1 protein-coding gene is annotated in these 245 nt (G+C 51.8%); it reads right to left on the bottom strand.

Annotated features, from left to right (window positions below):
• Positions 1-35: 35 nt before the first annotated feature.
• Positions 36-245: HPF/RaiA family ribosome-associated protein (locus tag B2T33_RS06360; RefSeq protein WP_286791515.1), on the bottom strand; the 210-nt coding region annotated here is incomplete at its 5' end.

Below are 245 nucleotides of genomic sequence, written 5' to 3'. Positions count from 1 at the left end.
GTCGCCCCGCTCCTTTTCAAACCTATTCAGTAACCTTAGTGGTTGCGCATCTTGTCGGCATATTCCTTGAGCTGCCGACGTGCGGCCTGGAAACTGTTTTTTAGCGCGATATAGACATCCTCATGGGCATGGTCAGCACTATCACGCTTCACCATGATTTCCTTGCCCGGCACATTGATGCCGAAATGCACGGCAAACCGGTTTCCATGGTTATGAGATGCCTGCGGGCGTTCCACTACAACATG

It is taken from the genome of Thalassospira sp. UBA4513 (assembly GCF_002388495.1).
Classification (GTDB): Bacteria; Pseudomonadota; Alphaproteobacteria; order Rhodospirillales; family Thalassospiraceae; genus Thalassospira; species Thalassospira tepidiphila.
Note: the sequence above shows the minus strand (reverse complement) of the source record. Positions and strands in the feature narration are given on the sequence as shown.